The sequence below is a fragment of the Flintibacter sp. SJQ-8 genome (assembly GCF_054108085.1).
The window spans coordinates 1-23,564 of record NZ_JBPJWR010000017.1; the positions used below are offsets into that span (position 1 = coordinate 1).

Genomic DNA, 23,564 nt, shown 5'->3' on the forward strand with positions numbered 1-23,564 from the left:
AATAGGGTTCAAATCACCATCGTAGTATCGTTTGCTTTTCGGTCTACCATTGACTTTAATTATATAGAAATAGCAGTTTAACTTGAAATGCCAAGCAATATCACAAACTATACCTATCATATCGGGATGATTACAAGGGGAAACACATTCTCCATAAATATATTGGGGAGGTGCTGACAATTCTTTAACATGCTTAATATCCAGTTTGTATGTAGTTTTTGGGGATATAATCACCACTTCACCATTCTCTTTTCTTTTGTATTGAATAACGGTCTGAAATAATCCATCTTGTATGGCGTTACTATCAAGACATACTCCCCACATTTTGTTCTCCTTTCGCAACTTCTAATTTGTCACTGACTTTATTATACTTCACTGCCTATCAAAAAGATAGCATATTTTATGAAACTTGTCGGCTGGGAACAGCTTGCAACGCAAGATGTCCCCAGATGGCAAGTCCACAAAAGGGTAGCTGGCGGCAGCCAGCGCAGGGGAAGCGTAGCGTCCCCTGTATGATTTGGAGCAGACCTTGACTGCGGAAAATCACAGCCCTCCGGCGAGGAGCCTTCGGAGAACGCAATGCACCAACCTCTGGGTGGTGTATAATTGCGCCCTTAGTAAACTAAGGGGTTTCCGGCTTCTCCCGTTCCAGCAGTTTTTTCAATAGTTCCTGCGTGTCCTGTCTGTGAAAAATGAGTTTCAACAACAGCATGACATCATCGTCTGTCAGGCGTTCCGGTTCTTGCAGAAAACTTTCCAGCATACCGCCACGAGTGCAGAGCCGGTGCGTCCGTTCCTTTCGGGTAAGCTGCTTTAACTGGTGCTGCAACGCCTTTTCATCATTGATGGCTTTCCGCAGCTTCTTTTCGCTTTTTTCCAGCTCCCGGTTGAGCTTTTCCAGCTTTGAGGTATCAGGCAAGGGCAGCATCCTCCTTTCCCGGTATCAGCACATAAATTCGGTTTGGTTCTCCAACTCCCTGACGCACCCGCATGATAAGTCCGGCGGTTTCCAGTTCATTCAAAGAACGCTTGACCGTCATGGGGCTGCGGGACAGGACTGCGGCAATGGCTGTGACAGGGAAGCAGACAAACAGGATTCCGTTCTCGTCCTCCTGCCCATTGGAGAGCATAGCGTCCAACATCCGGCAGTACATGACCTTTGCGGTGCTGCTGACTGGAAACCCTGTCAACGCTCTTGGAAAAGCCATACAGGGCGGCAATGGTGTGTCTATCGTCATAAATTCAAAATTCATTCGGTGTGTTCCTCCTTTTTCTTTGCTCGTTTGGATAAATAACGGGGGCAGTGAATCACAACCGCCCGGAAGCTCTGCCTGCACCCATGCTGGCATTTCCGGCATAATTCGTTGTAAGTGACACGCCCCCGGTCATTGAGGTAAAAGGAAAGCTCATGCTTCCTCTTTTTGCTCATTCTCGGCATATTGCGCTTCCTCCCGTTTTCGTGTATGGTTTCGGGGCGATTTTCGGCAAAATTACAGCCATAGAGCCGCTTAAAATCTCCCGAAGTATCAGCGATAGGGTAGACTGTCCCCCTATCAGATTGTCGTGTTTCGGTATCATTTCGGTGTCAGTTCGCCAGTTCTCCCCGGTGTCGTTCCTCCCCTGAATCTCACAGCGGCGTATCGCTCCCTTTGGTATGCTCGTTTTGGTAAGGGTTCCTCCACATCCCTGCCAAAAGTCATGGCACTACATCGCCGGGGAAGCATATCCCACACAGGCTGGTCATTCGATTGGAATAATCCATCGATGAACTACCTGTATCATAGAACATTTTTGTGCCCTGTGCCGTATGTCCACAAAGTAGGAATTCGGGGAAAAATCAGAAATTTCCACGATTGCGGAATTGATATGGTATAATCAATTCAACGGTTATAAATGTCGTCAGAAGGAGGAACTGCTTCAATGAACGGAGCTACTACAATACAGGAACGGCTAAAAGATTTACGATTAAACAAAGGATTAAAACTGGAAGAACTGGCAGAGCAAACGGGTATTTCAAAATCGGCTCTTGGCAGTTATGAAAAAGATGACTATAAGGAAATCAATCATGGTAACCTTATCCTGCTGGCAGATTTTTATGGGGTGTCCCTCGATTATCTCTTTTGCCGGACAGAGAACCGGGCGGAGATCAACACGCCATTAAGGGAGCTGCATTTGAGTGATGAGATGGTAGCACTTCTGAAAAGCGGTCGGATTAACAACCGTCTGCTCTGCGAACTTGCCACCCATAAGGACTTTATCAAGTTTCTTGCGGACATTGAGATTTATGTGGATGGGATTGCCACCATGCAGATTCAGAACCTCAACGCCCTTGTCGATACCGTCCGGCATGAAATCATTGAACGGTATCGCCCCGGCGAAGATGACCCCCATTTGAAAGTGTTGCAAGCCGCCCATATCAGCGATGATGAATATTTCAGCCACATGGTTCTGGATGACCTCAACCTCATTATCCGGGATATTCGGGAAGCCCATAAAAAGGACAGTGAGAGTGCACCCCAGACCACTGTTGCCAATGAACTGAAAGAAAATCTGGAAGCGGTCGAAAATTTCAAGGGCAGCCGGGATGAAAAGCTGGTTGTCCTTTACTGCAAGCAGCTTGGTATCAACTACAAAAATCTGTCAGACGAAGAATTTCGCTGGCTCATTCGTATTCTCAAAAAGTCAAAGAAAATGGGAACGCCTATCAGCCAGAGGAAAAAACGGTAAAGAAAAACCGCTGTTGCATGGTTTGTTGGCTTCCATGTAGCAGCGGTTTTTGCTGGGATTATTCAGTTGAATTTTTAGAACGACAAACTTGAATTTATTTTGGCAAATCATCTTCCGCTTTAAAATTCACATTACTGTCATCGATCGAGATTGTGATCGTGTAGTTATAGATTATACCATCTTCTGTTTCCAGCTTAAATGTTACCGCACCACCTCCGAGATACTGAAAATCAGGTTCGTCAGACATTCTTGCATATGTGCCATACTGTTGAAAGTATCCGTCTGCATCAAAGAACGCAACATTGCTTGTTTGCTCCTTATCGTTCCGGAAGAGTACTGCACCAACACGGTCACTAGCATGATCTGGAATTAAAACACAGTCTATGTATTCCCAATCTGTTTCTTGCACAAGAGAGAACATCGACACAATATCTTGTTCAGACCAGATTTTTCCTCCATTCAGATTACTGATATCTGTATTCTGAACCGGATTGCTGGCAGAATCTGATGTTTCTGGCATGGCGTCTTTGCTGCTGCAGGCGGACATTCCTAATACACAAACCGTCATGAAAATAAAAAGCAATGCTCTCTTCATATGAACACCTCCTCAGTCGAGTAGACTTACACCTCACAATGTAAGCCCCTCACAGAACCGTACGTGCGGCTTTCCCGCATACGGCTCTTCATAATAATATTTACATTCTCAAAACAAGCTGACATAAATCTTTGGCATTGCCAATGGATAATATTTCAGCATTTCAATGAATCCTTCTCTTGTATAACTCTTTCTGTCACTTCGTCTATTCAGCACCTTAAACAGAAGTTCTCTCACTTGTTGTTTGTAGTTTGAAATCATTCTGCCATTAAAACTTATGCCATAGTACCTATAATGACCTATTAGTTTCAGATTTAGCATACCCATTAGTTTCTTTAGCGGTTGGTCTCTATTCGCATATAACCATACCTTGATGTCTCGAATTTTCTGTCTGAATTTCTTAGAGCTTGTCTTTGGCATTATATATGGCATGCCTTTGCGTGAACGCCCACAATAGAATGTGAATCCCAGAAAATCAAATGTTTGTAATCTGATACACTCACCGCTCTTTTGCTTTGCCCTTGCAATATAAGCACCGCTTTGTAAGAGACGACTTTTACTATCTTCTAATTGCAAACCGAACTTTTCCATTCGTTCTTTAAGAAGCTTGTAGTAATTCTCTGCTTCCCATTTATATTGAAATCCTGCAACAAAATCATCTGCATATACAATTAGAAAGTTATCTCCCTTGCATTCTTTGGTAATAATAAACTTATACCATAGTGTCAATACATTGTGCATATATATGTTTGCTAGGATTGGACTTATAATATTGCCTTGAGCTGAACCTTCTTCATTCACCATAAGTTCACCATTATCCAGCACTCCCACTTTAAGATACTTCTTGACAAGACCAATTATGTTGGGGTCTTTAATATAAAGTTTGAGAAACTTGATAATCCATTCATGCTTCATATGGTCGAAGAATCCTTTGATGTCAGCATCCGCAATATAGCAGATTTTCGTGTTGTTTAATCTCTTATACAGTTCTTTTATTGCGTTATGACATCCTCGATTTGGTCTGAATCCATACATGCAGTTCAGAAATCTCGGTTCATAGATAGCTTCTAATATCTTCTTTAATGCTAATTGAACTATTTTGTCCTCATAGCACGCAATTCCTAATGGTCGAAGTTTTCCATTGCTTTTAGGGATATATACCCTAATTGATGGCTGTGGTTTGTATGATTTTCTTTTCAGTCTTTCTACCAAGTCATCTATGTTTTGCTCCAGATTTCTCCCGTACTCTTTCTTAGTAATCTCATCAACACCGACTGCTTTGTTTCCGTCTAATTCTTTGTGACATTGCAAAAGCATTTCTTTATTGATTAGATGATACAACGATGTGAACTCTGGTCTCGGCGAATTTGCCGATATTTCTGCTATTCTTTCTAATTTCGTTTCCATCAATACCTCCGTCCCTGAGTACGGTTGATGTGTCCTCAGAAAGACCATTATTATGTAGCTCCCTTTCCTCCGTTGGCATTACCCAACTTCTTCAGTACTATGAAGCTATCCGACTGCCTACTGTTCTTTTGACATTCTCCTGTTTTGCAGTTGTTTGCCATACTTGCAATGGCAAGAAACAATAGGCTCTCCCCAGTTGACTGAATAATCACAATGTAAAACATAAAGTGCTCTTTGACCCCGCAGAAGCAAACCATTTCTCACCAATGCGAATTGATTTGTATTGCTTTCCGTCGAAATTAGAACGTCAGCCTTCTAAATGTCAAAATTTCGAGGCTCAATCACACTCTCTATTTTCTCGCTGTCTACGCTTAGCAACTATCATTACTGACAATCACCCAAGACTCGCTACTGGCGGTTGGTTAGACCTTACCAGACAGGCATTCCACCTGCTAGACTACTCGCCCTTATCTGGGCGCACAATTCCGATTTGTCATAATCATTCTATCATACCGTTATGAATAAATCATCTCATGCAAAACAATTTCTTCTGCCCGGTTGTGGATATTATTGCACCGCTGCACCCATTCCATTTGACGGGTACGCTTCAAGTCCTCGGTCACGCCCTCGGCAGCTTTCATCTGCTCCATGATAGTGTCTAACCGTTCCTGTGCCTGTTCGTTCAGGTCTGCAAGATATGTCCACAATTCTCCGGTCAGTATCAATGTGTTCAATCTGGCTGGGTGGACTTCTCTTAAATATTCCCGGTGCATCCGTCCATACTTTCCGATGGGGCGGCGTTCTTCCGACAGTTTCAAGTCCGGGATGTAGTAATCTCCGACAAGGATATAATCAATTCCGTTTTCCGTTATTCTTGGTTTCAATTCGCTCATGTTCCTTACCTCCTGTGGAAGCAGGCTCGTCTGGTACTAACTCAATCACATCGGTAATCTCACAATTCAGCGTTTCACAGATACGGGCTAATGTGTCCATGCTGATGTGCTTTCCCTCTTTGCTCATGTTGGCAATCATATTCGTTGTCATACCAGCGGCAAGCCTTAAATCCTCTTTCCTCATATCACGCTCTAACAGTGTGTGCCAGAGTGGTTTATAGCTGATGTGCATATTGTTTTCCTGCCTTTCTACCCATACCACCGGGGCGGCTGCCCCGGCAGGAACTTTTCTCTTATTATAGCACCAATCTTGTGTAATCACAATTTATTCTTGTATCCTGCCGCTGATACCGTCTGGATTGTGCTTTTCCTTTCTTTTTGTTCCCTTTAATTAGCCATAAACTGCTTCATGCCCTGAGATTTTGCTTATGTGTGATAAAGAAGTAATAGAAGTGTAAAAAATTTTGCCGTTCCTATCCGGCACTTGCGCAGGGTGTCGGATAGGTCGGGCTTATTCTTCGGGCAAGTCAATCTTGCCGACAAAGCTATAATAAATATCAATGCGCTGGTGGCGTACTTCGTTCTCGTCATACTCACATTCATAGACAACGATTTTCTCCACCATTTCACGCAAGAGGGTGTGTGTCAGTTCCTCGATAGAAAGGTACTTGCGGACAACGTTCATAAACTTTTCAGCGTTTACCGTGGCTTCCTGTGCCTTGTCCAGTTCGCCCTGCAATGCGGCGGCTTTCTCCTTCAGTTCCCGCTGCTCGGCTTCGTAGTCTGCGGACATTTCCATAAAACGCTCGTCATTGATTTTCCCGTTTACATTGTCCTCATACAGACGTTTGATATAGCGGGAAAGTTCTGCAATGCGGCTCTGCACCTGTTCAAGCTGCTTCGTGGCTGCCGCCTGTTTCCGCTTGCCGCCCATTTCATTCTGCTGGATAAGCAGCTTCACGAACCGGGCTTCATGCTTCTGTGCATAGGCGGTCACTTTCCGCAGATTGTCCAGCACACCCGCCGTCAAAAGGTCGGTTCGGATGAAGTGCGCCGTACAGTCGGCGGTGCGCTTCTTATAGCTGCCGCAGATGTAGCAATCCTGCTTTCTCTTGTCGGTCTGATACCGCTGCTGGTACATCACATGACCGCAGTCGGCGCAGAACAGCAAGCCGGAGAACAAGCCCACATCATCGTAGCGGTTGGGGCGTTTGCGCTGCTTGCGTAACTCCTGCACCCGTTCCCATGTCTGCAAGTCGATGATTGGCTCATGGTGGTTCTCGAAAATCGCCTGTTTCTCAATGGGGTTGTCTATGCTGTGCTTCATCTTGTAGGACGGTTTTTCCGTCTTGAAGTTCACAAGACAGCCTGTGTATTCCCGGTTTTCCAACAGATGAACAACGGTATTGGTCGCCCACTTACATTCATAGCCGGGGTGGTAGCGGCGTATGCTGCCTGTGCGCTGGTATTCCAGCGTTCCCGGCGTGGGGATTTCCTGCTCGGTCAGCATACGGGCTATCTTGGTCGGACCGTTCCCGGCAAGGCAAAGCTGGTAAATCTGCTTGACTACCGGGGCGGCTTCCTCGTCAATGATGAAATTTTCGTCCTCGTCCATGAGGTAGCCGTACACGGGCTTGCTGGTAACAGGCTTACCGCTCATGCCTTTTGCTTTCTTAACTGCCTTGATTTTTTTGCTCGTATCTCTCACCATCCATTCGTTGAAAAGATTACGCAGCGGGGTAAAATCGTTGTCGCCCATTGCGCTGTCCACTCCGTCATTGATAGCGATAAAGCGGACGCCTTTCTGCGGGAAAAGCATTTCTGTATACATTCCCACTTGAAGATAATTTCGCCCTAAACGGGACATATCCTTGACGATGACTGTGCCGACTTTCCCGGCTTCAATGTCTGCAAGCATGGCTTGAAATCCGGGTCTTTGGAAGTTCGCACCACTATAACCGTCATCTGTGTACCAGCAGAGATTGGTAAAGCCGTTCTGCTTGGCGTAGGTTTCCAAAATGCGCTTTTGGTTGGATATAGAGTTGCTTTCCCCTTGCAGTTCATCTTCATGGGATAATCTCGGATAAAGGGCGGTAATAAGGTTTTGGGTTGTCTGTCTTAACATGGTTTCCTCCGTTTCCGACAGCCAGCCCCACTATTCCGTACTTCGATTGTACCATACAGCGGGGCGGCTTGTATAGCGGCAAAGTGTAAAAGGGCTTCTTTACCGCCCGTCAAAATGACGTTTTTTTGTGTTAGGGTTATCACGCAGATTCAACTTCATAAATATTTTACTTTTATTTGATAGTCCATTTCATTCTGCTGTGTTATAATGGCAAAAATTGAATTAGCGAGGTAAAAGGCTTATGAAAAAATATATTTCTTTGTTTTTATGTCTGACTTGCATTTTAACTTTAGTTGCGTGTGGGAAAAAAGCTGCTCCCATTCAGTTGCCCCAAACAAGCGACATTACATCTGTTGATGTAACTGTTGGGGAAAACACCACAAATCATTCAGACACAGCTTGGATAAGTGAAATAATTTCTGACATTTCCAGTTCTGAACCAACCAGTAAGCAAAGTGTTCAAGATTTTCCGCAGACTGAAAGTTATATCAAGATTGATTTTCAGTTTGAAACAGGAACAAGTACCATTTTTGCCTATGAGGAAAACGGAAAACACTATATCGAACAGCCTTATCAGGGAATTTATAAAATTGACAGTCAGCTGTACGAACGGCTGCAAGAAACAAACTAAAATTTAACTTATCCATTCAGCGGTCATGTTTCCGGGCATGACCGCTTTTCCATGCCCTCATTTTGTAGCAGCTTCCGCTTCCAGCACCTTAGCCATTTTGTCGGCGGCGGTTTCCTTTGCGCCCTGCTTGAAAAAGCCGGACACGACAAGAACAGAGTTCCCTATACGGATTTCCGTCACGCAATCGGCGGGTGCGGTGCTTTTCATGCTGTGTCTGATATGCTCTTTTTTATCGGTCATAGGCGAACTCCTTTCAATCGTTCATCAGTTGCTTTAAGCGGTTCAGCTTGTTTTGTGCGCTCTCCCTGCGGAAGTTCTCGCCGGAGAAGCAGACAGGGGCGCACATTTCAAGCAGTCGGTCATAAATCCGGGCGTGGGGCGTGTCCTGCGGGTTCTGCAACTCGGTAAGCGTGAGGTTGGTCGTGACGATCAGCGGCTTGCCGCTTCGGTATCGGCTGTCAATCACATTGTAGACCTGCTCTAAGCCATACTCTGTGCCACGCTCCATTCCAAAATCATCAAGGATAAGCAGCGGATAGCGGCAGAGGTTGGAAATATATTCGTTCTTGCCCTCAAAAGTGGCTGCAAGGTCATTAAGAATAAGGGCAAAGTTCGTCATGCGGACGGAGATTTCTTTCTCCATGAGGGCGTTTGCGATACATCCGGCAAGGTAGCTTTTGCCTGTGCCGACGCTGCCCCAAAGCAGATAGCCGATGTTCCCGGCTTTCATGTCCTCCCAATGTTCCACATAGAAATGGGCGGTTTTCATCTGCGGGTTTCTGCCGTTGTCATTGGCAAAAGTCCATTCCCGCATAGCCGGGTCGGTAAAGCCCCAGCGTTTCAGTTCTTCCACCTTGTCCCGGTGCTTTCGCTGCTGTTCGGCGGCTTCACGCTCCATGCGCTGCGCCCGCTGGCAGTCACATTCAGCCGGATGTCGGTCACGCCCAAACAGGGTAGCCTTATCAGCCGGGAAATAGGCTTCTTTCGGTGTCCGGCACTTGCCGCAGTAGAGCAGACCGTCCTCACCTGTGTAGTCCTCCGGCTCGGCGGTGACTGCTGGTATCTGTAAATTCATATCTTCAAAAGCTGGTTTCATAGACTTTCTCCCTCCTTGTAGCTGTAATCGGGTATGCCCCTTTTCGGGGCAGCTTTAGCGGTATCGTCAGCCACCCATCTGCGGATAGTGGCTGCATGGTTCTTGTATTTCCTCCCAGTGGAAGCGATATAGCCGGATAGCCGGTCAATGTAATACTCCCACTTGTCGGGCAGTTCTGCTTGCAGTTCGGAAAGCTCCGTATCTGTCAAAATCACATTTTTGTATCTGCCGTAAGCAGCGGGAGCGGCTCGTCCTGGTTCTGACTCTCTCTCTTTTTCTATCTCTATATCTATCTCTTTCTTTATCTCTATCTCTGGTGGACAAATGTCCGCTTTTGCTTCGGACACTTGTCCACTAAGCCGTTTTTGCTCTGAAATCTTCATTCTTGCCCTGCGCTTGCGCTCCCCCTCGGTAGAGGACTGACCGATGAAAAGCTCGATATTGCTCATATACAAAGCCCCGTTGTCCAGCGGTTCGACAAGCCCCAGCTTCATAAAGATTTGCAAAGCCCGTTCAACTGTGCCGACCTGCTGGCGGGTAATGGTGGCTATCATTTGGGCGGTGTAGGGGATATTCTCGTCAAGCTGCAAAGTGCCGCCGTATTTCAGCGATTTTAAGTACAGCTTCAAGAGGATATTGGAATACAGCATACCGTCCTGCATACTTTCCAGCAACACGATAGCGTCATCGTCAAAATAGCTTTCTTTCAGTTTGAGGTAATAATATTTGCGGTTATCTGACATAATCTTGGTTCTCCTTATCTGCGGGGCGGGCTTTCCATCTCTTTGAGTAATACCGGGGGCAGAGTACCACGATAGCCCTAAAACTCTGCTTGCAGTCATGGGTACAGCCCCGGCAAAGGGCATTGAAAGTAATGCGGTTTCGCTCATTGAGAAAGAACGCCCATTCCAGCCGCCGCTTCTTGCTCATTCTCGGCATGAAAAAACGCTCCTTTCTTCGGTTTGGTCGGGTATGAGGGGACAGGGGCAAAATCTGTATGTTCCCGGTGTCATTTTCGGGAAAAATCTGCCCTGTAAGCCCCGTTTGCAAGGGTGGGTGTGTTGCGGGTAGGGTAAGCTATACCCCCAGCCTTTTGTATGGTTTCGGTATCATTTCGGGTCGGTTTTTAACGCTCCTGTTCGTGCTTTTTCTGACGGCTCGGTGTGCCGTGTAGTATCTGCTCGGTGTTCCGCTTGGCGGTGGCAAGCTGCTCATGCTCGGCTTTGGCGGTGCGGTAGGTGTTGTAAGCTGCGTTTTTCTCGGAAATGAGGGCTTCAATCTCCGTATTCAGCTTGGAAATGGCAGGCAGCTTCTTTCCCGGTGCAAGCACCTTTAGCTGGCGCAGGGTGGCTTCATAGATGATGAAATCTGCTTCATTTGCCCGGTAGTAGGTTTCTGTCTTTTTGCCTTTCAGCTTCTTGTGTTCCTCAATAGTCGGGCGGGTTCGGCGGTAATCGCTGACAACCTTTCGCAGATTTTTCTTGTCGGCTATGGTCTGCTCAATGCCCCGCAGACTTTCCCTTGCTTCGGAAAGGGCTTTCCGGCTGCTCTCCACGGCTGCGTCCAGATTGTCAAGGTCAAGTAGTTCGTTTTCCATGAGAAAGTTGTGGGTAGCCGCCATCTGTTTGAGATTGTGCAGGGAAGCCCAGCGGTCATAGCCTACGCCCTTGCCCTCGGCTCGTTTCGTTTCCCGGTCAACCATGCGCTGTAAACCGTCCTGTTTCGGGGCGATTTTGGCGGATTTTTCCCTCTGCAAATGCCCCGTCATGCTACCGGGGTATTCGGGTATGGGTGTGGTCTGTTCGGCGGCTCTGTGGGCGTTCTGCTCCAAAAGGGCAAGGACGGCGGTACGGTCAAAATCATCCCCCAGCTTCCGGGCGGTAATGGGCTTGGTTCTGTCCGGCGTGAGATAGGACAGCCGCCCCCGGCTCTCCTTGACGGAGATTCCCGACTGCAAAAGCAAAGCTGAAAATTCGTCAAAGGTGCTTGCCCGGTCAAGGGTGTTGCGTATGGTCTGCCGCAGCTTCGCCTTGTCGGTTTCAAACTTGGTTTGCCGGGGCGTGATACCGTCCGCTATCATCGGGGCATTGGCTTTATCAAGGGCAAGCTGCCCTTTCTTCTGCGCCCAGTATTCACGCTCGGTCACTCGGTTCTTACTGCCATGCAAGAGGTCAATCTGATACAGATTTTCCCGGTGGCACATCTCCATGACTTCGGACTTGAAATATTCCATAGCTGCGTCTGTGCAGCGGTGCTTCATGCCGCATTTTGTGTCCGCTGGTCTGTCCATGTAGGGCAGAAGCGGGACAGCTTCAATCCGCAAGCTGTTTATGACGATATGCACATGAATGTTGCCAGAGTGATTGTGCCCGTCCGGGTGGGTACAGACAATGGCTTGGTGTCCGGGGAATTGTGTTTTGCAAAATTCCTCGCCCAGCGATTGTGCCTTATCAACGGTCAGACCGTTGTCCGTTCCGTCCCGTGGGTCAAAGCTGATGATGTAGTGGTGGGACTTCACATCTTCCCGCTTTTGGTTCTTGCCATAGCGGAGATTGGAGCGCATACAGGCAACGGCAAAATCTTCCCCGCCGCAGTTCAGAGTGGCAAGGCGGTAGTCCTCACGGGGGACAAGCCGCCCGTTTTCATCAAGGGTGGGCTTCATGGTAAACTCGTCATGCTCAAAAGTGAGGTACTGCTCGGCTGCTCCGTAGTCGGCATTTTTAGAGCTGATATGTTTGAATGTTGCCAACAGCTTCACCTACTTTCTGCAAGACTTCAAACTTCAAGGCGGCAAGGTCGGAAATGGCGACTCTGACTTCGCCGGACAGGGCGTTATACGGTACGCCGTATTCGTTCAGATACCGGGCAATCTGATTGAGGATGCCGCCGATCCTGCCATATTCGGCGGTCAGCTTCCCGACAGCGGCAAGCAATTCATCATTGACCGGGGAAACGGTAACAATGGGGCGTATGGTTGCCCGTGTAATGGCTTGCCGGATAAATTCAGACTGGCTCATACCATAAGGGGCAAGCCGGGCGGTAAAGTCGGCGTATTCTTCATCGGTCAGCCGGGTCTTGACTACCCGGCTGCGGTGGGGCGTGTTATATCGTTTCATAGGTGGTTGACCTCCTTTCTGTGCGTGGTGTCCGCTCACTAATAGGAGAAAAACGGGGTGTGCAGCGGAACTGTTTTTGAAAAAATCCGAAAAGAATTTGCGGAGATTTTCAAGCGGCGTAAGCCGCATAAGCAGGGTTTGGGGAAGGCACTCCCCAACAAGATTCCCACCGGGGCAAAAGGAGCGATAAGCGAATTTTGGCACCGTGGTAGAATCTTGCTCTAAAAAACTGCCGCTTTCCTCGGCGGCTCTGGTTTGCGGATATACTGGCTTGCTCCACCAATATAGCGATTGCGGCGGCGTGTTCTGCCCGCTGTTCACCACTACAACGGTGAAAAAGGTGCGTTTTGGCAAATGCAGCGGAAATTTTTTTGATTTCCCCGTCCTGCTCCCTACAACAATCCGGCGGTGTGGTTTGCCAAAGATTTTTGAAAATAGGCGCAAAAAAAGCAGCAAACCTTTTTCAAGATTTACTGCTTATATGCCGCTGTGATGGGCGGCGGTATTAAATTGTCAGCCGTTTTTCAAATGGAATTTATCTGCAATCGCTTTCTTTTCGCTTTCCAATCCCTTTTCTGTAATCTTCCATAATCCTAACGCAATGATCTGCTATCTTTTGCATTCCGAGTTCTTCAAAAAAAGCAATTTGTATTTTCATCAGTTCTTCGCAAACAGCCAACTTCTGCTCATCCATATTGCTAACAGCAAGCCATGGGAACGCTTTATATTTCTTAGTGTCACCAATGAGAAAATTGTACCCTATCAACTCATTTTCACGGAAAACGAAATAGAATTGTGGACCTGAACCCGGAACTGACTTTTCCATAATTTGTTGCATGGTTTTCACACCGCCGTATGCAGGAAAAAAACCTATTCGCTCAAGAGCATTTAATATGTCAAGCCTTTTATCTGTGGGTATGTCTCTATAATTGATAATCTGTTCCATTTGCTCCACCCCCATTAAAGTTTAATTTGTCAGGCTCTAATTATACAACTTTTCTGCTTAGCGGTCAAAGCGGAACTTCAACAGGCTTTCTATCAGCCGCCCGACGATATGTTCCTGCATATCTGTGTTGATCTGTCCGTCCATTTTCGCACAAGAGCGGATATATCCGGCATAATGGGATAGGACGGCGGCAACAGCTTCCGGGTCGCCCTCGCTTGCCTTAACGATTGTTTCATAGGAAAGTAGCTGGCTCATAGGACAAGCCCTCCAACTCTGCCCGTAGCCGCCGCAAAATCATCTGAATACGCCGCCCGGTTGTGTTGCCTGCCCGTCCATATCTCCGTCCAATCTCCCTATGCGTCAATCGTTGGAAGTAGTATAGGAAAATGATTTCCTGTTCCATCTGTGATAGTGCGGACAGGGCTGCGGCAAGCTCTGGACTTTCCAAAAGCACCATCTGACCGCAGACGAAAAGCGGATAGCTGTTCATGCCGGATTGCTCTGTAAAGTATTTATCTGTGGTGCTGAATGGATAGTGTTTTTCTTCTATCAGATATTCAAGCGAGATTTCCCGCTTGCGGCGGCTGCGTATGCTTCGGGCTGCGTCTATGGCAGCGTGGCGAATAACAGTCTTGCAAAAGGCATCGTGTGTATGCCGAATATGTTCTTGATACTTTTCGTGTTCGGTCATGGAAAATCCCCCTTTCTGAATAATGGCAGAGGGCGGCAGCATTTTATGCTGTCGCCCTCTTGGTTACCGAACAGCAAAGACGGGCGGGGCTGTCAACGGCGGCGCATTTGCGCCGTTCATCTTGACTGTTGACAGGCTCGGCTGGGTTTGCTATCTGCTCACGGCAATTCACTCTCATTGATAGGAATTGCTTCAAGTTCCGTATTCAAATTGTTCCAATAAGAGCCAATATCCGCACTTGTGAAATACTTAAAACCGCCTGCTTCTGACTTCAATTCGCCGTTTTTAACTCCATAGCAGGCGTAAATCAAATCGTAGCTTGTTCCATCTGAGAGGTTAAATCTAAAGCTGGTCACATCTGCTCCAGCAGTTTCCTCAGTTGTTTTGTCTTTTAGGGATAAGCCCTTGAACTTATCATACAGGGTCTTTATATCATTTTCAGCAACAACTACTTTCTTTTCTGCTGATGCAGGCACTCCGTCATAGTGGTACATTTCAACGCTTTCGACATCTTCAACCTCAAATGGGAAGTCGATTTTGACAGGCTCATAAGCAATGTTTATAGGTAACAGAAAGAGAGCTGTAAAAATTGCAATGATACAAAGAGTGATGGAAACGAGAACAGCAATAGTTATCTTTTTTCTGCCCCTCTGCTTTTCTTTTGCCTCATGGCGCATAATAACGCTTTCGCTTTCTTCGTGAAGAACATCTTCGCTCGTGTGAGAAAGCAATTTCTGATAAATTGCGTTACAGTCAGCACAGGCGTTCAAATGCTCTTTTACCATCTCTGCGCTTGCTTCGCTGCAAGCACCGTCAACATACAGCGGAAGAATATCTCGAACAATATCGCATTGTTTACTCATGCTTTTCATCCATCCTTTCTTGAATTTTTAGCTTTGCACGATGATAAGTAACTCTCGCCCATGATTCTGTTTTTCCAAAAATTGCAGCGATTTGTGAAAAAGATAGTTCCCCGAATACGCGAAGCTGAAAGACTTCTTTGTATGGTTCTTCCAAACGGTGAAGAACGAGGTGTATGCGGAACGCCATGTCAGAATCTGTAACTGAGTTCTCAACATTTTCATTTGATGGCAAGTCATTGATTTCACTCACATCAGCTACTCGCTGACGGCTTCGCATTTCATCATGGTAAAGATTTTTTGCTATGGAGCAGAGCCATGTCAATTCATCTGACTTACCTTTGAATTGTGATGTTGTAGAAACAGCCTTATAGAATGTGTTCTGCGTGATTTCCTCTGCTATCTCACGATTTTTAGCAAGAGAAATAGTATACGAGTATACCTGTAAATAGTAGGCTTTATAGAGCTTTTCATAGTCCATACTTGTCATCACCTCCTTCAGCTTCATAGGTTAGACGGAGAAATCGGAATTTCGTTACAAAGAAGTTTGAAATTTTTATACCTTTACGCTACTCTTGCTTTCTGCGGACTATTGGTAGACGCGCATTAACGGCAAGCAAAGAGATTGCTGTGTCAGCTTGATATGTTCAAATGCTAATTAAGTATAGCATACAGCTATGAATTTTTCTATTGCGTTCCCCTGACTTCGGAATAGTGGCAGGGCTGGCTATCCATGTCTTGTGCTTCTCTACCGTACATGAGCATTGGCACCGGGGTTGTCGTTGCCATAGCCCTCCAGCAGATTGATCGCGCCCCAGATGCCGAGGCCAGCGCCCAGTGCCACAACGAGGGTCTGAAGAACACCAACAGCAGAATTAAAGAAAGCCATAAATAGTACCTCCGAAAAATATGTTTTAGATTTTGGAGGGTACATTTCTTCCACGAAGTTTCATCGAGCCGTTGTCAAATTAGGCTGCCGCCGTCAGGCGACAGGTTCACCGGAAAGGTCTGCCTGATACACCTCAACTGCATCATCCGGCTTGAGCTTGAGGCGATGGGACAGAAAACGCTCTATGTCAAAGGCGTATTTCTTGTCATAATCCGCTGTGTAGCGGTAGAGGGGATGCTTGGTGAGATCATATTTGTTGGACAGAAACGGGCGGACGCCGCGAAGCTGCAAGATGCACTTGCCGCCATCCAGCACGGCAAGCTCATCCACACTCATCAGTTCCTTGCCCAGCTTCTGATAGTTCAGCGAATGGGAAACCTCGCGGCCACGGCTCTCGCCGGTGTTATAGCTGTCGATGGTTTCCTTGCCCAGCGCCGCCGCCAGCTCTTTCAGCGTACCGGGTTCCTTTCCACCCAAAAAGATGGAGCAGTCCATGTTGCCGATGATCGTATCTGCGCTGTCTTTATACAGGGCTTTGAGCTGGCTCTGAGCCTGTAAGACAAGGCAGCAGGAGATTTCTCTGGAACGGATTGTCGCTACCAGCTTCTCAAGCCTCGGTATCTGCCCGATATTCGCGGCCTCATCGATCAGGCAGCGGACGTGAACCGGCAAGCGCCCGCCGTACACATCATCTGCCTTTTCGCACAGCAGATTGAAAAGCTGGGTATAGCACATGGAAATGAGAAAGTTAAAGGTATCATCCGTGTCGGACATGATAATGAACAGGGCGGTTTTTCGGTCGCCCAGCGTGTCCAGTTGCAGCTCGTCATAGGCCGTCAATTCCCGCAGCTCCTGAATGTCAAAGGGAGCAAGCCGTGCGCCGCAGGAAATCAAGATGCTCTTAGCGGTCTTGCCGGCACTTAGCTTGAATTTGGCATATTGACGGACGGCGAAGTGGTCTGGCTTGCGCTTTTTCAGTTCCTCGAACATCAAATCCACCGGATTTTTGAAGTCCTCATCGTCCTCGCGCACCTCCATCGCATTGATAAACTCAATGAGCGTAGAGAAATTCTGTTCCTCCACCGGCGCTTCATAGTGGATGTACCCGATAAGGGCGGTGTAGAGCAGCGTTTCCGCTTTCACCCAGAAATCGTCACCGGCTTTGCCCTCGCCCTTGGTGTTGGCGATCAGCGTCGTGACCAGCTTCAAAATGTCCTTTTCCGAGTGGATGTAGGCGAACGGGTTGTAGTGCATGGACTTCTTGAAGTTCAGCGAATTTAGTATCTTGATCTGATACCCGTTCTTTTGCAGCGCATGGCCGCAGGAAACCACGATGTCCCCTTTGGGATCGGTGACGACGAAGCTGGTGGGATAGGTTTTTGAGGTGCATTGTAGCAGATTGGGCTTCAACCAAAAGCGGGTCTTGCCCGAACCGCTGCCGCCGACGATCAGGACATTTTTGTTCCGCGCCGTTTTCGGGTCTTTGGGGCGGCTATTCATCGTCAGCCGCTCCGTCTGCGTGAGAATGATGTTGTTTTCAAACGCGGGATCGACGTAGGGCTTGATGTCCTCGGCGGTTCCCCATGAAGCGTTTTGTCAAGTGCTTTTTTGAGTTATTGACGCAAATTATCGTGAAAGTGCGAAAGTGCAAAGCGCAAAGGGTCTGCGTTTTGCACTTTCAGCTTGCGGGTTCGGGTGGCTGCTTCTTCTTGATGAAGTTGTACCATTGACCGCCGACACGCCTTGCGCCTAAAATGCCGCCCATGTTGCGCTTGGCGTTCTGTACCGTCCTTTCGGATATTCCGGCTTCGGCTGCGGCTTTTACAATGTCCTCGCTGGCAAGCTCTTTCCCGTCTGCCAGTAAATCCAGTATCAGCCGTTCCGCCTGTTCGGTCTTGGTGGCGGTGTTCCCGCCCGCGCCGGACAGCAGCTCGTCGGCGGTTATATCATATTCGCCTATCCACGAAAAGCCCGTTTCCGGGTCAAGGCAAAAGGCAACGGGCTTGCCCTCCGGCGCAAGGGAAGATTTGTCATGGACGATAACGCGCACATTCGGTTCTCGCTTCACGCGCCCGATCAGCAGGACGCTCCTTGCTGCGGCGCGGAAGTCGATAGAACCTAAGCCCCGGTATGCGCTCTGCCCTCCGGCAGCTTTGTTGAGATGTCCGATAAGGATAACGGCGCACCCGGTACGCTCGGCAACATCGGCAAGGCGGCGGAACATGGGGCGCACTTCGTTTGCCCGGTTCATGTCGGTTTTTTCGCCCATGTACGCCTGTATGGGGTCAAGGATAATCAGCCGCGCCCCGTTCTGCGTGATTGCCTTTTCTATGCGCTCATCGGACAGGGTAAGCTCCCGCTTGGCTTCATCAATCACAAGCACCCGGTCAAGGTCGGCTTCTGCTTCCATCAAGCGGGGCTTGACGGTATCGCCCAACCCGTCCTCGGCGGTCTGGTAAATCACTTGGAATGGCGGCAAGGATTTCATTCCCGGCAGCGTTCCCCCGGTGGTGCAGGCGGCGGCAAGGCGTAGGGCAAAAGTGGTCTTACCTTCGCCGGGATTGCCTTGCACAATGGTTACTTTCCCAAAGGGGATATACGGCTCCCATAGCCATTCAACGGTCTGTGTATCAACCTCGCTCATGCGGATAATCTCAACGGTTTCTTCCTGTGGCGGTTCTTTCAAGCCGTAAATCGCTTCCCGGATATACTTCCCGTCCGCGATTTCTGCCCGGTGCTGCAATACCTCGTTCCAGTCCTTGTAAAGCGGCACAAGGCGGTGAACGGTCAAGCCCTCCGGCACAAGCTCCGCAAGGCGGCTGCAAGCGCCGCTTCCGGCTTGGTCGCTGTCAAGGCAGAGGTAAACGGTCTTGATGTTCAGACGGTCAGAAAGGAAACGCAAAAGGGCTTTTTCCCCCACGCCGCCCAACGCCAGATAGCTTTGCTTTTGCCAGTCTTTTTTGAACAGACAGAGGAAAGATAAGAGGTCTATCGGGGCTTCAAAGACAAACAATCTTTCGCCCTCGCCCCGGTAGCAGAAGTTAAAGGCTTTGTCGCTGCCTTTCACATCAAGCCGGAAGCTCCCGGCTGTGCCGCGCTGGTGGGCGTAGCGTGGTACTCCGTCCTCGTCCCGCCCTACGAATACGGCGTTGTGGTGGGCGGCTTCCTCGTAAATATCCCCGGTGGCAAAGAAAAAGCCCGTCACATCTTCATCAATGCGGCGGGCGGCTGTGAGGTAGTTCCTCGCTATGCTGTTGTCGGTACTGCGGGGCGGCAGTCGAAAGTCAGAAAAGGACGCGGGGCTTGGTCTGTCCGGCGGCGGGGCTGCGCCTTTTTCTCCTGTCAGCATTTCAACGGCTTCGGTAAAGCTCTTGCCGAAAAACTCCATGACAAAATCAATGGGTGCGCCGCCCTTGCTCTGGCTGTGGCGATACCACTTGTTGCCCCAGACGGTCAGGCTGTCGTGCCGTTTCCAACGGTATTCCTGTCCGGCGCGGGTAAGCTGCTCGCCCCGTCCTTGCAGAAAAGAAACAAGGTCGGCTTGGTTGGCGCGGTCTATCTGTTCTTGGGTGTAATACATGGCTGATACCTCTCTTTCTGTGGTTGAATTGTTCATAGTTTTGATGTAGAATGAAACCGAAAAATCGGAAGTTAGTGAGGTGCTGGATTGTGAATGAAAGAGAAAAAAATATTCACTTATGGTTTGAAATGTGGCTTACAAAACAGGATTTAGGTATTGATAATATTTTTGCAGAAGATGTAATTTATACTGAAAGTTGGGGTCCAAAATATAATAACCGTCAAATCGTAAAACACTGGTTTCAGGAATGGAATACTCGTGGCAAAGTCGTTGCTTGGGAAATCAAACAATTTTTCCACAAAGGAAATCAGACGATTGTGGAGTGGTATTTCAAAAATGAAATGAACAATGGGAGCATAGAGGAATTTGATGGAATTTCCCTGGTTGAATGGACAAAGGATAATAAAATAAAATCATTGAAAGAGTTTGGCTGCAATTTGAATAATTATAATCCTTATGAGCATAGTGACCTGCCCGAATTTAGGGACGAAAGAGCAAGTTGGTTTTAATATTAGGAATCAATAGCGTCCATTTTATCGGAAAACATTTAGGACGGACAGGCAAAGTAGCTTTGAACTGCACCCCATTTGTTAGACAGTATGGTATACTATCTAACAAGTGGGGTGTTTTGCTATGCCAAAAGGAGTACCAAACAAACGATATACGCCGGAATTCAAAAAACTGGTGATTGAAACCATGCAGAAAGAGAAATTGAGTTACAGCGAAACCTGCCGTAGATTTGAGGTAAACAGTAGAGATCGAATCAAATCATGGGAGCGAATCTACCTGGAAGAAGGGCCGGAAGGGTTAGCCATCGAACGGCGTGGCCGCAGCAGTAAGGGTCGTCCGCCAAAGCAGCTGCCGAAGCAGGTGGAAGAAGATCTGCTGGCCGAAGTGCAGCGACTGCGTGCGGAGAACGATTACCTAAAAAACTTGCAAGCCTTGGTTTTGGAAGACGAGCGACGCCAGCGCAGAAAACGCTGGTAGTTCAGAAGCTAAGGCAAAAACACGCACTCAGTATTCTGCTCTCAATCGCTCAGCTGCCCCGTGCAACTTTCTACTATCATTTGAAGCAGATGCAGAGAGAAGACAAATATGCATCTGTTAAGGAAGAAATCGCAGCAATTTACCACGAAAACAGGGGCCGGTACGGCTATCGCCGGATCACGGCAGAACTTCGCAAGCGTAAATTCTCTGTGAACCACAAGACTGTCCAGCGGCTCATGAAGAAGCTGGGCTTAGTTTGTCGTGTCAGGATGAAAAAATATCGTTCCTACAAGGGAGAAGTAGGCAAAATTGCACCAAATTTGCTAAATCGGGATTTTCATGTCGAAAAGCCGAATCAGAAATGGGTCACGGATGTGACGGAGTTCAGCCTGTTTGGAGAGAAGCTCTATCTGTCCCCGATTCTCGATCTGTGCAGCAGCGATCTGGTCAGTTACACCATATCGGATCGTCCTGTACTCAGCATGGTAACCACCATGCTGGACGAGGCGTTTGCAAAGATCCCGGCCGGAACAAACCTGATTCTCCATTCTGACCAGGGCTGGCAGTACCAACACAAACAATACCAACAGATGCTCCGGGAGAAAGGTGTTCGCCAGAGCATGAGCCGGAAAGGAAACTGTCTGGACAACGCCGTGATAGAGAATTTCTTCGGCTTACTCAAAAGTGAACTGCTGTATTTGCAGGAGTTCCGCTCCATGGAACACTTCAAACTGGAACTGATCGAATATCTGGATTACTACAACAACCGCCGCATCAAGGCAAAGCTAAAGGGCTTGCCGCCTGCAATTCACAGACAGCAAGCCCTTTCGGCTGCTTGAACAATTTTTACTTCAAAATATTGTCTAACTTTTGGGGGTCACTTCACTTGCCCGTCCTTTTCTTTATCGCTCCTGTTCCTGCCGCTTGGTGCGGCTCTGCGTCTGTTCCGGCTGGTCGGCGCGGAGTGCAATATCCACGCATTTGCGGATTTTTTGAAGCTCGGCAACCTCGGCGCGGGTATCTTTCAGCGTGTCATATTCCACTTCTCGCTGTGCTTTGAGGGCGGTATATTCTTTCTCCCACGCGGAGATCGGCAGGGTTTTCACGCCCTCCGGCAAATGGGCATGGAGATAGCGGTTTGCTGCGTCCCATAGGGTAAGCTCGGCGCGGCGGGCTTCCGCAAACTTCTCCTGTTTTCCTTTCCAGCGGATTTGCCGGTACTCGTCCTGTATGGGCTTGTAGGTCTGATAATTTCTGCCGTACTCCATGAGTTTTTGCAGTTCTTTCATGCGCTGCTCGGCGGTTTTCATTCCCTCCCGGATCGAATAGGCTTTATCGCTGACAGAGGAAAGAGAAGCGTCCAGCTCGTCAAGATTAGAGATACCATGCTCGGAGAGATAGTTGACCGCCGCCGCTATGGTTTTCAGTTCATCGGCTGTGTGCTGTTGTTGCCAACGCTGCGAATACTTCCGGCTCTTTTCTCTCTGAACGCTCAAATACTTCATCAGCAGATTTGCAAGGTTGGGAGATTGCGGCGGCTGTTCCGGGGCGGTTTCCCGCGCTTTGAACAGGTCGGCAATCCATTCCTTGAGCTTCCCAATCTGCACCCGGATTTCCCGGATAAGGCGGTTTGTCTTTTGGATACTGCGGTTCAGTTCGCCTTTCTCGGTGGCGATGCCTTTCTTCTCCATCTGGCAAGCCGCCACGCCCATGTGGACGGTGGGCAGCTCGTCAATTCCTCTCTCGGCGTTGCTGCGGTGGTCGATGCGCTCCGGGCTTCCGTTCCTCTCCAAAAAGTCGTTGGTAAAGTCAGCCCATGCCTTGCGCCACAAGAGGGTGTTGTCCTTGTCGTTCCAGCCTGTAAGGTCAACTTTGTGGGTCTTGTATCTGCCGCTTGGCAAGCGAATACGCTCGCCGTTCTCGTCAAGGTCATATTCCTTTTTGGATTTCGCTGCCCATGTGCCGCGCTCGTCAAGGGGGCGCATGGTAAGCATGATGTGACAATGGGGGTTGCCGCTGTCGGTGTCGTGAATGGCATAATCAACGCACATTCCTCTGGAAACAAATTGAGAGGAACAGTATTCCCGGACAAGCCGGATCTGTTCCTCTCTGGATAACTCAATGGGGAGTGCTGCGTCAATCTCTCTGGCAAGCTGGGCGTTCCCGGCTTTCTCGTAAAGCTCCACGCTGTTCCACAAGGTTGAACGGTCAGAGAAAGAGGGCGGGGCGTGGGACGGCAGCATGATTTCTGTATGGACAACACCGCCTTTGCGGGTGTAGTCGTGGGTCATTCCGTCCCACTCGTTTGTCAGCTTTTCGCCGCTTCGGTAGGCGGCTGCGGCAACGGCTGATTTGCCTTTTCCTCGGCTCACAATGCCGATGTTCCAATGGTAAATGGCTATGGGTATCACCTCCCGGATAGGATAATAAAACCCGCAAAAATGGTACAGGCGCCAACGGCGGGTGTACCGTTTTTGTGGGTGTGCAGGGATAGCCGCGTAAGCGGCGCAAGGGGTGCAGCCCCTTGTTGCGGCAAAGCCGCCAATGTCGGTCAGAGAGGGAAGCAAGCGGCTTTCTCTCTGTGCCGACAAGCCCTCGGCAGAGCGCACACGCCCGCAAGGGTGTATAAGTGCGCCCTTAGTTCCTAAGGGATTTTCAGCTTGTCGCTCCCTCGGCTCGTTTTTTCAGATATTTCCGCGCTGGTTCACTCGTCAAGGCAAGCCGGAGAAGTGCTGTGGCTTCCTCGTCGGTCATGTTCTTTGCTTCCGGCACAATGCTTTCAAAGACCGCGCCCCGGACGATAAGGCGGTGGCTGCGCGTTCTGCGTTCCTCTTTGGATAGCTTTTGACGCAACATCTTTTCCCGGTTCTCAAACTGCCGGATTTTCTTCTTTCCGTCCTCAATCTCGGCTTGCAGCTCCTCGCGGGTTTTCTCTCTTGGCTTTGTCATGGTTGGTCGCTCCTTTCTGCTCATGGATATAGAAAAGGGGCAGTCGATTTCTCGGCTGCCCCTTGTTATATT

29 protein-coding genes and 2 pseudogenes are annotated in these 23,564 nt (G+C 48.5%); 6 read left to right on the forward strand and 25 right to left on the reverse strand.

Annotation, left to right across the window (positions count from 1 at the left end):
* The 4 genes from ACSAMP_RS15675 to ACSAMP_RS15690 all read right to left on the reverse strand — a co-directional run.
* Window positions 1-324, reverse strand: a 324-nt coding sequence (locus ACSAMP_RS15675) for a DUF6960 family protein (RefSeq protein WP_457800990.1), incomplete at its 3' end; no start/stop codon positions are given.
* Between the two features lie 298 nt (window positions 325-622).
* A complete protein-coding gene (locus tag ACSAMP_RS15680) occupies window positions 623-919 on the reverse strand; it encodes a DUF3847 domain-containing protein (protein ID WP_002594808.1) in 297 nt (98 codons plus the stop codon).
* Window positions 912-1,253, reverse strand: a complete 342-nt coding sequence (locus tag ACSAMP_RS15685; protein WP_002594809.1) for a replication initiator protein A — start codon at window positions 1,251-1,253, stop codon at window positions 912-914. Before ACSAMP_RS15685 ends, ACSAMP_RS15680 begins: the two co-directional genes overlap by 8 nt.
* On the reverse strand, window positions 1,250-1,438 hold the full coding sequence (locus ACSAMP_RS15690) for a hypothetical protein (RefSeq protein WP_002594810.1): 189 nt from the start codon (window positions 1,436-1,438) through the stop codon (window positions 1,250-1,252). Before ACSAMP_RS15690 ends, ACSAMP_RS15685 begins: the two co-directional genes overlap by 4 nt.
* A 482-nt stretch (window positions 1,439-1,920) precedes the next feature.
* Between ACSAMP_RS15690 and ACSAMP_RS15695 the strand changes: the two genes are divergently transcribed.
* Window positions 1,921-2,727, forward strand: a complete 807-nt coding sequence (locus ACSAMP_RS15695; RefSeq protein ID WP_002594811.1) for a helix-turn-helix domain-containing protein — start codon at window positions 1,921-1,923, stop codon at window positions 2,725-2,727.
* A gap of 94 nt (window positions 2,728-2,821) precedes the next feature.
* Here the strand turns inward: ACSAMP_RS15695 and ACSAMP_RS15700 are convergent, their stop codons facing one another.
* The 5 genes from ACSAMP_RS15700 to ACSAMP_RS15720 form a co-directional block, all read right to left on the reverse strand.
* Window positions 2,822-3,322, reverse strand: coding sequence for a hypothetical protein (locus ACSAMP_RS15700; RefSeq protein WP_002594812.1), 501 nt, complete (start codon window positions 3,320-3,322; stop codon window positions 2,822-2,824).
* 108 nt (window positions 3,323-3,430) lie between these two features.
* Window positions 3,431-4,729 carry a group II intron reverse transcriptase/maturase gene (gene ltrA / locus ACSAMP_RS15705; protein ID WP_173866412.1) on the reverse strand — a complete coding sequence of 433 codons (1,299 nt, stop codon included), beginning with the start codon at window positions 4,727-4,729 and terminating at the stop codon, window positions 3,431-3,433.
* Between the two features lie 515 nt (window positions 4,730-5,244).
* Window positions 5,245-5,622 carry a TnpV protein gene (locus tag ACSAMP_RS15710; RefSeq protein WP_002595212.1) on the reverse strand — a complete coding sequence of 126 codons (378 nt, stop codon included), beginning with the start codon at window positions 5,620-5,622 and terminating at the stop codon, window positions 5,245-5,247.
* Window positions 5,582-5,944, reverse strand: coding sequence for a helix-turn-helix domain-containing protein (locus tag ACSAMP_RS15715; protein ID WP_307862865.1), 363 nt, complete (start codon window positions 5,942-5,944; stop codon window positions 5,582-5,584). The genes ACSAMP_RS15710 and ACSAMP_RS15715 overlap by 41 nt, the downstream gene beginning before the upstream one ends.
* Window positions 5,945-6,133: 189 nt before the next feature.
* Window positions 6,134-7,747 carry a recombinase family protein gene (locus tag ACSAMP_RS15720; protein ID WP_003533408.1) on the reverse strand — a complete coding sequence of 538 codons (1,614 nt, stop codon included), beginning with the start codon at window positions 7,745-7,747 and terminating at the stop codon, window positions 6,134-6,136.
* Window positions 7,748-7,988: 241 nt separating this feature from the next.
* Here ACSAMP_RS15720 and ACSAMP_RS15725 point away from each other — a divergent pair, with 241 nt between their 5' ends.
* The gene (locus ACSAMP_RS15725) at window positions 7,989-8,378 is read left to right on the forward strand and encodes a DUF5301 domain-containing protein (RefSeq protein ID WP_006859726.1); all 390 of its coding nucleotides are present in this window, start codon (window positions 7,989-7,991) and stop codon (window positions 8,376-8,378) included.
* A 57-nt stretch (window positions 8,379-8,435) separates the two neighbouring features.
* Here ACSAMP_RS15725 and ACSAMP_RS15730 read toward each other — a convergent pair whose 3' ends face one another.
* The 6 genes from ACSAMP_RS15730 to ACSAMP_RS15755 form a co-directional block, all read right to left on the reverse strand.
* On the reverse strand, window positions 8,436-8,585 hold the full coding sequence (locus ACSAMP_RS15730) for a transposon-encoded TnpW family protein (RefSeq protein ID WP_347045252.1): 150 nt from the start codon (window positions 8,583-8,585) through the stop codon (window positions 8,436-8,438).
* A 46-nt stretch (window positions 8,586-8,631) separates the two neighbouring features.
* Window positions 8,632-9,474, reverse strand: coding sequence for an ATP-binding protein (locus tag ACSAMP_RS15735; protein ID WP_141267509.1), 843 nt, complete (start codon window positions 9,472-9,474; stop codon window positions 8,632-8,634).
* Window positions 9,471-10,217, reverse strand: a complete 747-nt coding sequence (locus ACSAMP_RS15740; RefSeq protein WP_044929250.1) for a phage replisome organizer N-terminal domain-containing protein — start codon at window positions 10,215-10,217, stop codon at window positions 9,471-9,473. The genes ACSAMP_RS15735 and ACSAMP_RS15740 overlap by 4 nt, the downstream gene beginning before the upstream one ends.
* Complete coding sequence (locus tag ACSAMP_RS15745; protein WP_015544131.1) at window positions 10,207-10,413, reverse strand: hypothetical protein; 207 nt, start codon at window positions 10,411-10,413, stop codon at window positions 10,207-10,209. Before ACSAMP_RS15745 ends, ACSAMP_RS15740 begins: the two co-directional genes overlap by 11 nt.
* 187 nt (window positions 10,414-10,600) lie before the next feature.
* Window positions 10,601-12,223: a relaxase/mobilization nuclease domain-containing protein gene (locus tag ACSAMP_RS15750; protein ID WP_457800991.1), complete on the reverse strand. Its 1,623-nt coding sequence runs from the start codon at window positions 12,221-12,223 to the stop codon at window positions 10,601-10,603.
* Entirely contained in the window at window positions 12,195-12,590 is a 396-nt protein-coding gene (locus ACSAMP_RS15755; protein ID WP_097786374.1) for a plasmid mobilization protein, read from the reverse strand. The genes ACSAMP_RS15750 and ACSAMP_RS15755 overlap by 29 nt, the downstream gene beginning before the upstream one ends.
* A 205-nt stretch (window positions 12,591-12,795) precedes the next feature.
* Between ACSAMP_RS15755 and ACSAMP_RS15760 the strand changes: the two genes are divergently transcribed.
* Window positions 12,796-13,083 carry a hypothetical protein gene (locus ACSAMP_RS15760; RefSeq protein WP_243281675.1) on the forward strand — a complete coding sequence of 96 codons (288 nt, stop codon included), beginning with the start codon at window positions 12,796-12,798 and terminating at the stop codon, window positions 13,081-13,083.
* Window positions 13,084-13,125: 42 nt separating this feature from the next.
* Here the strand turns inward: ACSAMP_RS15760 and ACSAMP_RS15765 are convergent, their stop codons facing one another.
* From ACSAMP_RS15765 to ACSAMP_RS15800, 8 genes and pseudogenes are all read right to left on the reverse strand, one after another.
* Window positions 13,126-13,551: a hypothetical protein gene (locus ACSAMP_RS15765; protein ID WP_117751523.1), complete on the reverse strand. Its 426-nt coding sequence runs from the start codon at window positions 13,549-13,551 to the stop codon at window positions 13,126-13,128.
* Window positions 13,552-13,593: 42 nt separating this feature from the next.
* Window positions 13,594-13,791 (reverse strand): helix-turn-helix domain-containing protein, encoded by a 198-nt coding sequence (locus ACSAMP_RS15770; RefSeq protein WP_055185243.1) that lies wholly within the window; start codon window positions 13,789-13,791, stop codon window positions 13,594-13,596.
* Window positions 13,769-14,227 (reverse strand): RNA polymerase sigma factor, encoded by a 459-nt coding sequence (locus tag ACSAMP_RS15775; protein ID WP_055185428.1) that lies wholly within the window; start codon window positions 14,225-14,227, stop codon window positions 13,769-13,771. The genes ACSAMP_RS15770 and ACSAMP_RS15775 overlap by 23 nt, the downstream gene beginning before the upstream one ends.
* Window positions 14,228-14,385: 158 nt before the next feature.
* Window positions 14,386-15,090 carry a zf-HC2 domain-containing protein gene (locus ACSAMP_RS15780; RefSeq protein ID WP_015537033.1) on the reverse strand — a complete coding sequence of 235 codons (705 nt, stop codon included), beginning with the start codon at window positions 15,088-15,090 and terminating at the stop codon, window positions 14,386-14,388.
* Window positions 15,083-15,595 (reverse strand): RNA polymerase sigma factor, encoded by a 513-nt coding sequence (locus tag ACSAMP_RS15785; RefSeq protein ID WP_055185245.1) that lies wholly within the window; start codon window positions 15,593-15,595, stop codon window positions 15,083-15,085. Before ACSAMP_RS15785 ends, ACSAMP_RS15780 begins: the two co-directional genes overlap by 8 nt.
* A gap of 252 nt (window positions 15,596-15,847) precedes the next feature.
* A pseudogene (locus ACSAMP_RS15790) lies at window positions 15,848-15,976 on the reverse strand (Maff2 family mobile element protein); the annotation flags it as partial.
* Window positions 15,977-16,069: 93 nt separating this feature from the next.
* Window positions 16,070-17,569: pseudogene (locus ACSAMP_RS15795) on the reverse strand (VirD4-like conjugal transfer protein, CD1115 family); the annotation flags it as partial.
* A gap of 85 nt (window positions 17,570-17,654) precedes the next feature.
* Window positions 17,655-19,556: an AAA family ATPase gene (locus ACSAMP_RS15800; RefSeq protein ID WP_457800992.1), complete on the reverse strand. Its 1,902-nt coding sequence runs from the start codon at window positions 19,554-19,556 to the stop codon at window positions 17,655-17,657.
* An 89-nt stretch (window positions 19,557-19,645) separates the two neighbouring features.
* Between ACSAMP_RS15800 and ACSAMP_RS15805 the strand changes: the two genes are divergently transcribed.
* The 3 genes from ACSAMP_RS15805 to ACSAMP_RS15815 all read left to right on the forward strand — a co-directional run bounded on the left by ACSAMP_RS15805 (window position 19,646) and on the right by ACSAMP_RS15815 (window position 21,382).
* On the forward strand, window positions 19,646-20,065 hold the full coding sequence (locus tag ACSAMP_RS15805) for a nuclear transport factor 2 family protein (RefSeq protein ID WP_055059684.1): 420 nt from the start codon (window positions 19,646-19,648) through the stop codon (window positions 20,063-20,065).
* A 124-nt stretch (window positions 20,066-20,189) separates the two neighbouring features.
* Window positions 20,190-20,543, forward strand: coding sequence for a transposase (locus tag ACSAMP_RS15810; RefSeq protein ID WP_457799214.1), 354 nt, complete (start codon window positions 20,190-20,192; stop codon window positions 20,541-20,543).
* The gene (locus tag ACSAMP_RS15815; RefSeq protein ID WP_457799222.1) at window positions 20,537-21,382 is read left to right on the forward strand and encodes an IS3 family transposase; all 846 of its coding nucleotides are present in this window, start codon (window positions 20,537-20,539) and stop codon (window positions 21,380-21,382) included. The genes ACSAMP_RS15810 and ACSAMP_RS15815 overlap by 7 nt, the downstream gene beginning before the upstream one ends.
* Window positions 21,383-21,445: 63 nt before the next feature.
* Here the strand turns inward: ACSAMP_RS15815 and mobQ are convergent, their stop codons facing one another.
* Window positions 21,446-22,954, reverse strand: a complete 1,509-nt coding sequence (mobQ, locus tag ACSAMP_RS15820; protein ID WP_457800993.1) for a MobQ family relaxase — start codon at window positions 22,952-22,954, stop codon at window positions 21,446-21,448.
* 244 nt (window positions 22,955-23,198) lie between these two features.
* Window positions 23,199-23,492, reverse strand: a complete 294-nt coding sequence (locus tag ACSAMP_RS15825; protein ID WP_457800994.1) for a DUF3847 domain-containing protein — start codon at window positions 23,490-23,492, stop codon at window positions 23,199-23,201.
* Between the last annotated feature and the right edge of the window lie 72 nt (window positions 23,493-23,564).

Excerpts from the sequence above, each read along its gene's own strand:
- ACSAMP_RS15685 (WP_002594809.1), bottom strand. The coding sequence starts at position 1,253 with ATGAATTTTGAATTTATGACGATAGACACACCATTGCCGCCCTGTATG.
- ACSAMP_RS15690 (WP_002594810.1), bottom strand. The coding sequence starts at position 1,438 with ATGCCGAGAATGAGCAAAAAGAGGAAGCATGAGCTTTCCTTTTACCTC.
- ACSAMP_RS15695 (WP_002594811.1), top strand. The coding sequence starts at position 1,921 with ATGAACGGAGCTACTACAATACAGGAACGGCTAAAAGATTTACGATTA.
- ACSAMP_RS15700 (WP_002594812.1), bottom strand. The coding sequence starts at position 3,322 with ATGAAGAGAGCATTGCTTTTTATTTTCATGACGGTTTGTGTATTAGGA.
- ltrA (WP_173866412.1), bottom strand. The coding sequence starts at position 4,729 with ATGGAAACGAAATTAGAAAGAATAGCAGAAATATCGGCAAATTCGCCG.
- ACSAMP_RS15710 (WP_002595212.1), bottom strand. The coding sequence starts at position 5,622 with ATGAGCGAATTGAAACCAAGAATAACGGAAAACGGAATTGATTATATC.
- ACSAMP_RS15720 (WP_003533408.1), bottom strand. The coding sequence starts at position 7,747 with ATGTTAAGACAGACAACCCAAAACCTTATTACCGCCCTTTATCCGAGA.
- ACSAMP_RS15725 (WP_006859726.1), top strand. The coding sequence starts at position 7,989 with ATGAAAAAATATATTTCTTTGTTTTTATGTCTGACTTGCATTTTAACT.
- ACSAMP_RS15730 (WP_347045252.1), bottom strand. The coding sequence starts at position 8,585 with ATGAAAAGCACCGCACCCGCCGATTGCGTGACGGAAATCCGTATAGGG.
- ACSAMP_RS15735 (WP_141267509.1), bottom strand. The coding sequence starts at position 9,474 with ATGAAACCAGCTTTTGAAGATATGAATTTACAGATACCAGCAGTCACC.
- ACSAMP_RS15740 (WP_044929250.1), bottom strand. The coding sequence starts at position 10,217 with ATGTCAGATAACCGCAAATATTATTACCTCAAACTGAAAGAAAGCTAT.
- ACSAMP_RS15745 (WP_015544131.1), bottom strand. The coding sequence starts at position 10,413 with ATGCCGAGAATGAGCAAGAAGCGGCGGCTGGAATGGGCGTTCTTTCTC.
- ACSAMP_RS15755 (WP_097786374.1), bottom strand. The coding sequence starts at position 12,590 with ATGAAACGATATAACACGCCCCACCGCAGCCGGGTAGTCAAGACCCGG.
- ACSAMP_RS15765 (WP_117751523.1), bottom strand. The coding sequence starts at position 13,551 with ATGGGGGTGGAGCAAATGGAACAGATTATCAATTATAGAGACATACCC.
- ACSAMP_RS15770 (WP_055185243.1), bottom strand. The coding sequence starts at position 13,791 with ATGAGCCAGCTACTTTCCTATGAAACAATCGTTAAGGCAAGCGAGGGC.
- ACSAMP_RS15775 (WP_055185428.1), bottom strand. The coding sequence starts at position 14,227 with ATGACCGAACACGAAAAGTATCAAGAACATATTCGGCATACACACGAT.
- ACSAMP_RS15780 (WP_015537033.1), bottom strand. The coding sequence starts at position 15,090 with ATGAGTAAACAATGCGATATTGTTCGAGATATTCTTCCGCTGTATGTT.
- ACSAMP_RS15785 (WP_055185245.1), bottom strand. The coding sequence starts at position 15,595 with ATGAAGCTGAAGGAGGTGATGACAAGTATGGACTATGAAAAGCTCTAT.
- ACSAMP_RS15800 (WP_457800992.1), bottom strand. The coding sequence starts at position 19,556 with ATGTATTACACCCAAGAACAGATAGACCGCGCCAACCAAGCCGACCTT.
- ACSAMP_RS15810 (WP_457799214.1), top strand. The coding sequence starts at position 20,190 with ATGCCAAAAGGAGTACCAAACAAACGATATACGCCGGAATTCAAAAAA.
- ACSAMP_RS15825 (WP_457800994.1), bottom strand. The coding sequence starts at position 23,492 with ATGACAAAGCCAAGAGAGAAAACCCGCGAGGAGCTGCAAGCCGAGATT.